Below are 7,714 nucleotides of genomic sequence, written 5' to 3'. Positions count from 1 at the left end.
AACAGTCGGGGATTACAAAGTTAATTACACCACATACGTTTAGACACTCGTTCGCGACTCATCTTTTGCAATCAGGAGCAGACATTCGCACAGTCCAAAGTCAACTGGGTCATTCAGACGTTAAAACCACTCAGATTTATACTCATGTTTTACAGCAAGGCGCAAACGGTGTTGTTAGCCCTTTGAGCAAAATTTTCTAGCTTATTTTGGGGCATTTTCGATTTAGGAATGGCAGCGTATCGATTACGATCGCTGCCATTTTAGTATGATACTTTAATACTCAGTATGAATCTTTATTACTTGGTATGAGACTTTATTACTCTCTCACAGTTATCCATCAACGATTACGTTGCTTGGAATTTATACTTGTTACTTTATCGCCTTTAAAGGTGACAGATACCAAGTATTCGCCGCCAATATCACCTTGCAATCGATAAGACCAAATTTCGGTTTTCTTACCAGCAAAGCCATCTCCTTTGTCTACACCGATGCTTTGCACATCCTTCATTAACGGCTCACCCAGCTTATCAAGTATTTCTATTTTATTCATACCAGTATAAACCAGGTCGCCATCCGCCAAACGGAAGCTTTGCCCAGCAAGCGCCATAGCGCTGCAAAAAATCAGCAATAAGTAGATGACGTTTTTCATACACTCTCCTTGTAGATAAAAATCAGCATAAAAAAAGCCCGTATAAGAATAGCTTATACAGGCTTTTTTTATCTAGGATCAATTACAGAGCGGCTTCAAGCTCAGGTAATACCTCGAATAGATCCGCAACCAGACCATAGTCGGCCACCTGGAAGATAGGTGCATCCGGGTCTTTGTTGATGGCCACAATCACCTTAGAGTCTTTCATACCTGCCAGGTGTTGAATGGCACCACTAATACCCACGGCAATGTAAAGGTTAGGAGCAACGATTTTACCCGTTTGACCAACCTGCATATCGTTAGGTACGAAACCTGCGTCTACCGCGGCGCGAGAAGCACCAATGGCGGCACCTAGCTTATCGGCAATACCTTCAAGCAGTTTGAAGTTCTCACCGTTTTGCATACCACGACCACCCGAGATGATCACATCGGCAGCGGTAAGTTCAGGGCGCTCAGACTCGGTCTGCTCTTTTGATACAAATGCGCTGTTGCTAGAGGCAATCACATCAGCAATGGCTTCAATCGGTGCGCCGCCGCCCTGCTCGGCAATATCAAAGGCACTGGCACGTACGGTGATGATGTGCTGAGACTCCAACGACTTAACCGTAGCAATGGCATTACCGGCATAAATCGGACGCTTAAAGGTTTCGGCATCGATTACGTCAATAATGTCCGATACCTGTGCTTTATCCAGTAACGCGGCAACACGTGGCATCATGTTTTTGCCTGTGGTGGTGGCGCTGGCGAAGATATGGCTGTAATCAGCGCTTAGCTTAACCACTAGGTCGGCACAATTTTCCGCAAGTTGATGCGCGTACTCAGCGCTGTCGGCTACCAGAACGCGGCTTACGCCACTGATAGTGCTTGCTCTTGAGCCGCAGCCTCCAAGCCTTCACCAATCAGAAGTAGGTCGATATCGGCGCCAACTTTAGCGGCCGCATGCACTGTTTTTGCCGTTTCCGGCTTTAGTTGACCGTATTCGTGTTCAGCAATAACTAATGATTTCATGACACCACCTTCGCTTCATTCTTCAACTTACTGACCAGGGTTGCTACGTCTTCAACGATCACACCACCTTGGCGCTGACTTGGCTCTTCAACGCTTACCAATTGCACGCGAGGGGTAAGATCAACACCCATGTCGGCTGCATTTTTAACATCCAACGGCTTACGTTTAGCCTTCATGATGTTAGGTAAAGATGCATAACGAGGCTCGTTCAAACGCAGATCCGTTGTCACTATCGCCGGCAGTGTGAGTGCCACGGTTTGCAGACCACCGTCTACTTCACGGGTCACATTCACCTTTCCGTCGTTTAATTCTACTTTTGAGGCGAAGGTGCCTTGCGGCCAACCGCGCAGTGCTGCCAGCATTTGACCTGTTTGGTTATTATCGGCATCAATACTTTGCTTACCTAAAATCACCAAATCTGGCTGCTGTTCGTCAATGACCTTATCAAGCAACTTGGCCACATGCAGTGAGTCCAGCTTATCTTCAGTTTCGATATGAATAGCGCTATCAGCACCCAAGGCTAATGCGGTACGCAGTTGCTCTTGAGCGGATTTATCACCAATAGTGACGGCCACTACTTCAGTCGCTTTACCCGCTTCTTTTAAACGTATGGCCTCTTCGATGGCAATTTCACAAAATGGGTTCATCGCCATTTTTACATTGGCCAAATCCACATCACTTTTATCGGCCTTAACGCGTACTTTTACGTTGTAATCGATTACACGTTTAATGGGCACTAATACTTTCATATATGCTCCTAATAGAGACGCAGGAAGGTGGGAATACGGCTAAAACCCGCATAATCACTATTTTGACACCACAACCTGACGTTAACGTAAACTTATTTATTTTGATGAAATCAGCGTACTTCCTGTTGACGTAAACGTCAACCTAAAATAACCTTGGAGCACTATCTTTTGTGTAACGATTAATTTGCATTTCGTAACACTTTGACCGTCATCAATAGCAGGGGATTATTATGGTAGAACGTGAGACCATGGAATTTGACGTGGTGATCGTAGGCGCAGGGCCTAGCGGCCTTGCCAGCGCCATTAAACTTGCGCAGCTTGCACAAGAACAACAACAAGAATTAATGATATGCGTGGTAGAGAAAGGCTCGGAAGTCGGTGCCCATATTCTCTCCGGCGCCGTATTTGAAACCAAGGCCCTTGACGAGCTGTTGCCAAATTGGAAGGAGCTAGGCGCTCCGGTAACCACAGCAGTGACCGAAGATGAGATCTATTGGTTCAACGACGAGAAAAGCGCCAAGTCCCTGCCCCACTTTATGGTTCCTAAAACCTTCCATAATAATGGTAACTACATTGTTTCCATGGGTAACGTTTGTCGCTTTTTGGCCGAGCAAGCCGAGCAGCTTGGGGTAGAAATTTTCCCTGGCTTTAGTGCCCATGACCTTATTATCGAAGACGATACGGTTAAAGGCATTATTACCGGCGATATGGGTCTGGACAAAGACGGCAACGAAAAGCCGGGCTATATGCCGGGCATGGAACTGCGCGCCAAGTACACCATCTTTGCCGAAGGCTGCCGTGGTCACCTGGGCAAGCAGTTAATCAATCAATTCGCCCTGGATGCGAACAGCTCGGTGCAGCATTATGGTATCGGCTTTAAAGAAATCTGGCAGATAGATGCGGATAAACACCACGAAGGTAAAGTAATCCATGGTACGGGTTGGCCTTTATCCGGTGATACCAGCGGCGGTGCATTTATGTATCATGCCGAAGAAAACCAGGTCGTGGTTGGTTTAATCGTGGATTTGAACTATTCAAACCCACACCTAAGTCCATTTGATGAATTCCAGCGCATGAAGCATCATCCGGTGTTTGCCGATGTCCTTAGCGGCGGTAAGCGCCTGGCTTATGGTGCCCGCGCCATTGCCAAAGGCGGTTTGCATTCTTTACCTAAGATGCACTTCCCTGGCGGTTTATTGGTAGGCTGTGATGCCGGTACCCTGAACTTTGCCAAGATCAAGGGTAATCACACGGCGATGAAATCTGGCATGCTAGCCGCAGAGAGCATATTTGCAGCCCTGCAAGCGGGTCAAGAACACACAGAACTGACGGATTTTGCCGAGCGTTTTAAAGCGTCCTGGTTGTATGATGAGTTATACCGCTCGCGTAACTTTGGTCCGGCCATGCACAAGCTGGGTAAGTTCTTTGGCGGTGCTTATAACACCCTAGATCAAAACCTGTTTGCCGGTAAATTACCCTTCACCTTTAAGGATAATACGCCGGATTACGCCACCTTGTTACCGGCTGCTCAGGCGCCAAAAATCGACTATCCAAAACCGGATGGTCAGCTAAGCTTCGATAAATTGTCGTCGGTATTTTTATCCAATACCAATCACGAAGAATCGCAGCCTTGTCATCTTAAACTTAAAGATGCCAGTATCCCTATCAAGGTGAACCTGGCCCGTTATGATGAACCGGCACAGCGTTATTGCCCGGCGGGTGTTTACGAAGTGGATAGCACCGAAGGCGAGCCTAAATTTGTGATCAATGCGCAAAACTGTGTGCACTGTAAAACCTGTGATATTAAAGACCCGAGTCAAAATATCACCTGGGTAACACCAGAAGGCGCTGGCGGTCCAAACTATCCAAATATGTAATACCAATTCACTTAAATAGCTAATCATTCTAGCGGGCTAAATATCATGCTCACGGCGTTGGAATTTTTCGATGTAGAATAACTACATAAGAAAAATTCCGCCTTGTGATCATCTCATTTATCCAGCGCTATCTCTGATCACATACCTAACAGAATTGGTATAAACCTTTTCTACATCCTAAGTTGCAACTGGGGCGTCAGCCCCTTTTTTGTGCCCAAATTCAAACATTTACTATACTATTAATAAGCACTTACGCAGTCGAGGAAGAACAATGCCACAACAATCAGTGACCTTTCGCTTTTTAGCCGAGCCCACCGACGTCAACTTTGGCGGCAAGGTGCATGGCGGTGTGGTAATGAAATGGATAGATCAGGCCGGTTACGCCTGTGCCGCTGGTTGGAGCGGTCATTATTGTGTGACCGTGTCAGTGGCCGGGGTCAAATTCAGCCGCCCTGTACTTGTTGGCCAACTGATTGAGGTTGAGGCCTGTATCGCCCACACCGGCAAAACCAGTATGCAAATATTTATTCAGGTGCGCTGTGGCGACCCAAAAACCCAGCACATGGTGGAAACCAATCATTGCGTGATCAGCTTTGTCGCCATGGATCAAGCCGGCTACCCGGTAGAAGTCCCCGAGTTTGTCGCCAAAACCACAGAGCAAAAACGCCTCGAAGCCTATGCCATACGGATGAAAGAAATCGCCATAGAAACGGAAAACCTGCTGCAGCAAACCACGGACAAGGGTTAACCCTCAGGGTCCGCCCTCAGGGCTAGCCTTAATATTGTCGCTGGCACCTAAGGCTCGCGCCAGCCCTTGAATTTAACCGGCGCCGCCGATACACTGGCGCGCTTATTTAACACCTAATAGTATTGCCGTGACCACATCTTTTGCCATCGACGCCATAGGCCATATCCGCTCACCCTATAAACAAAAGTTTGCCATTCCCAGGCAGCCACGCTTAGTGGATACCGCTCGCGCCCAGTTGGTGCTGACGGGCGAGTTTAATCACGAAGAATTTGTGCGCGGCATTGAAGAATTCACCCATATCTGGGTGTTGTTTCGCTTTCATGAAACCGCAGATAAAGGCTATTCGGCCTTGGTGCGCCCGCCCCGTTTAGGCGGTAATGCGCGCAAAGGTGTGTTTGCCACCCGCGCCACCTTTCGCCCCAATGCCATAGGCATGAGTGCGGTGGAGCTGCTTGGTGTTGATTATGCAAACGGCCAAGTCACATTACAGCTCGGTGGCGTCGACCTGCTTGATGGCACTCCGGTGCTGGATATTAAGCCCTACCTGCCTTATTCCGACGCTCTGCCCGATGCCAGCGCCGGTTTTGCCGACACCCGCCCGCAAACTCAGATGACGGTCAGTTTTTCCGAGCAGGCTCTGGCCTTTATCGCTACCCTTGATCCGGCGTTGCAACTAGAAACCTTTATTACCCAAGTGTTGCAGCAGGACCCACGTCCGGCCTATAAGAAAAACAAAGAAGGGACGCAAAGTTACGGCATGACCTTGTATGATTTTAATATTCGCTGGCAGGTTGACGGCGAGCATAATCATGTCGAGCAAATATCGCCACTTTAGCGCTTTGCCCACGGGCGCAGCGCTGCTAAACTAGCGCCCATATCTATTTACTAATAACAAAACGGAACCTTCATGCGTACCAGTCAGTATTTACTTGCGACCCTGAAAGAAACGCCTTCAGATGCCGAGGTGGTAAGCCACCAGCTTATGCTTCGCGCCGGGATGATCCGCAAATTGGCCTCGGGCCTGTACACCTGGCTTCCGACCGGGGTAAAAGTACTTAAGAAAGTAGAAAACATTGTTCGTGAAGAAATGAACAAGGCCGGCGCCATCGAAATGCTGATGCCCATTATCCAACCCGCCGAGCTATGGCAGGAGTCGGGTCGTTGGGAGCAATATGGCCCCGAGCTACTACGTATTGAAGACCGTCATAATCGCCCGTTTGCCTTGGGTCCGACACACGAAGAAGTGATCACAGATTGCATTCGTCGTGAAGTAAGCAGCTATAAGCAGTTACCTATCACCCTGTATCAAATTCAAACCAAGGTGCGCGATGAAATTCGCCCGCGCTTTGGCATCATGCGCTCACGCGAGTTTATGATGAAAGACGCCTACTCTTTCCACCTAGGCGAAGAATGTTTGGCGCAGACCTATGAAAAGCTGCACCAGGCTTACTGTAATATCTTCGACCGTTTGGGTCTGGATTACCGCCCTGTATTGGCCGATACCGGCTCTATCGGCGGCAGCTTCTCGCATGAGTTCCACGTACTGGCCGAGTCTGGTGAAGACGCCATCGCCTTTAGTGACGGCAGTGATTACGCCGCCAACATCGAAAAGGCAGAGGCCTTGGCTCCTGTTGATGCACGCCCTGAGCCAAGTAAAGAGCTGCAAAAGTTCGACACCCCTAATGCCAAAACCATTGCCGAGCTAAAAGAGCACTATGGTGTTAAACCACACCGCGGCGTTAAAACCCTGTTCGTTTACGGCGAAGAAAACGAGCAAGGCGAGCGTGGTCTGGTAGCCCTAGTATTGCGTGGCGACCATGAACTGAACGAATTGAAAGCCGAAAAGCTGGCCGGTGTGTTCTCACCGCTGGAAATGGCCAAAGAAGAAGACATAGTAGCCACCGTTGGCGCTCGTCCTGGTTCACTTGGACCGGTAGGCCTTACTGTGCCAATCATTGTTGACCGCAGTGCGGCAGTAATGGCTGACTTTGTTGCCGGTGCCAACAGCGATGATGTGCACTACAGCGGCATCAACTGGGACCGCGATGTAACTGGCTATGAAGTTGCCGACATCCGTAACGTGGTTGAAGGCGATCCAAGCCCTTGTGGTCAGGGTACCCTGAGCATTAAGCGCGGTATCGAAGTGGGTCATATCTTCCAGCTTGGAACCAAATACTCAGAAGCAATGAATGCCGGCGTGTTGGGTGAAGACGGTAAAAACCAAATCATGACCATGGGTTGTTACGGTATCGGCGTTAGCCGAGTGGTCGCCGCTGCCATCGAGCAGAATAACGACCAGTACGGCATTATCTGGCCTAAGAATATCGCCCCGTTCGAGGTTGCCATTGTGCCTATGAATATGCACAAGTCACACCGTATTCCTGATATTGCCGAGCGTTTTTATAGCGAGCTGCAACAAGCGGGTGTGGATGTGTTGTTCGACGACCGTAAAGAGCGCCCGGGCGTAATGTTTAACGACATGGAATTGCTAGGTGTACCTTATACCCTGGTTATTGGCGAGCGTAACCTAGATAACGACGAAGTTGAGCTGAAAAACCGCCGTACCGGTGAGAAAACCATGCTTAAAATCGACGATGCGGTGGCCGCTATTGTTGCCCAGCTGCAACAAGACTAGGTCGCAAGGCGCAACTAAGTAAGCAAAAGAAAAGCCAGTCTCAGGACT

The 7,714-nt window shown here is 48.9% G+C and carries 7 protein-coding genes and 1 pseudogene; 5 read left to right on the top strand and 3 right to left on the bottom strand.

Annotated features, from left to right (window positions below):
* The coding region (locus tag C2M24_RS05725) for a tyrosine-type recombinase/integrase (protein ID WP_158677933.1) at window positions 1-200 on the top strand (200 nt) is incomplete at its 5' end.
* A 137-nt stretch (window positions 201-337) separates the two neighbouring features.
* On the opposite strand, the gene C2M24_RS05720 is transcribed toward C2M24_RS05725, so the two are convergent.
* The 3 genes and pseudogenes from C2M24_RS05720 to C2M24_RS05710 all read right to left on the bottom strand — a co-directional run bounded on the left by C2M24_RS05720 (window position 338) and on the right by C2M24_RS05710 (window position 2,406).
* Window positions 338-649: a DUF2845 domain-containing protein gene (locus C2M24_RS05720; RefSeq protein WP_105199917.1), complete on the bottom strand. Its 312-nt coding sequence runs from the start codon at window positions 647-649 to the stop codon at window positions 338-340.
* 82 nt (window positions 650-731) lie between these two features.
* Window positions 732-1,657, bottom strand: a pseudogene (locus C2M24_RS05715) (electron transfer flavoprotein subunit alpha/FixB family protein).
* Entirely contained in the window at window positions 1,654-2,406 is a 753-nt protein-coding gene (locus C2M24_RS05710) for an electron transfer flavoprotein subunit beta/FixA family protein (RefSeq protein ID WP_105199915.1), read from the bottom strand. The pseudogene C2M24_RS05715 and the gene C2M24_RS05710 overlap by 4 nt, the downstream one beginning before the upstream one ends.
* 230 nt (window positions 2,407-2,636) lie before the next feature.
* Here C2M24_RS05710 and C2M24_RS05705 point away from each other — a divergent pair, with 230 nt between their 5' ends.
* The 4 genes from C2M24_RS05705 (at window position 2,637) to C2M24_RS05690 (ending at window position 7,666) form a co-directional block, all read left to right on the top strand.
* Complete coding sequence (locus C2M24_RS05705) at window positions 2,637-4,283, top strand: electron transfer flavoprotein-ubiquinone oxidoreductase (protein WP_105213614.1); 1,647 nt, start codon at window positions 2,637-2,639, stop codon at window positions 4,281-4,283.
* Window positions 4,284-4,554: 271 nt separating this feature from the next.
* Window positions 4,555-5,031 carry an acyl-CoA thioesterase gene (locus tag C2M24_RS05700; protein ID WP_105213613.1) on the top strand — a complete coding sequence of 159 codons (477 nt, stop codon included), beginning with the start codon at window positions 4,555-4,557 and terminating at the stop codon, window positions 5,029-5,031.
* A gap of 127 nt (window positions 5,032-5,158) precedes the next feature.
* Window positions 5,159-5,866 (top strand): tRNA (N6-threonylcarbamoyladenosine(37)-N6)-methyltransferase TrmO, encoded by a 708-nt coding sequence (gene tsaA / locus C2M24_RS05695; protein ID WP_105199912.1) that lies wholly within the window; start codon window positions 5,159-5,161, stop codon window positions 5,864-5,866.
* Between the two features lie 72 nt (window positions 5,867-5,938).
* Window positions 5,939-7,666 carry a proline--tRNA ligase gene (locus C2M24_RS05690; RefSeq protein WP_105213612.1) on the top strand — a complete coding sequence of 576 codons (1,728 nt, stop codon included), beginning with the start codon at window positions 5,939-5,941 and terminating at the stop codon, window positions 7,664-7,666.
* The last annotated feature ends 48 nt before the right edge of the window (window positions 7,667-7,714 follow it).

Origin of the sequence: Pseudoalteromonas sp. T1lg22 (genome assembly GCF_002964645.1) — a bacterium.
In the GTDB taxonomy this organism is placed as follows: domain Bacteria; phylum Pseudomonadota; class Gammaproteobacteria; order Enterobacterales; family Alteromonadaceae; genus Pseudoalteromonas.
The sequence above is the reverse complement of the archived record's forward strand: the minus strand, read 5'-3'. Positions and strand labels throughout refer to the sequence as shown.

Excerpts from the sequence above, each read along its gene's own strand:
- C2M24_RS05710 (WP_105199915.1), bottom strand. The coding sequence starts at position 2,406 with ATGAAAGTATTAGTGCCCATTAAACGTGTAATCGATTACAACGTAAAA.
- C2M24_RS05700 (WP_105213613.1), top strand. The coding sequence starts at position 4,555 with ATGCCACAACAATCAGTGACCTTTCGCTTTTTAGCCGAGCCCACCGAC.
- C2M24_RS05690 (WP_105213612.1), top strand. The coding sequence starts at position 5,939 with ATGCGTACCAGTCAGTATTTACTTGCGACCCTGAAAGAAACGCCTTCA.
- C2M24_RS05705 (WP_105213614.1), top strand. The coding sequence starts at position 2,637 with ATGGTAGAACGTGAGACCATGGAATTTGACGTGGTGATCGTAGGCGCA.
- C2M24_RS05720 (WP_105199917.1), bottom strand. The coding sequence starts at position 649 with ATGAAAAACGTCATCTACTTATTGCTGATTTTTTGCAGCGCTATGGCG.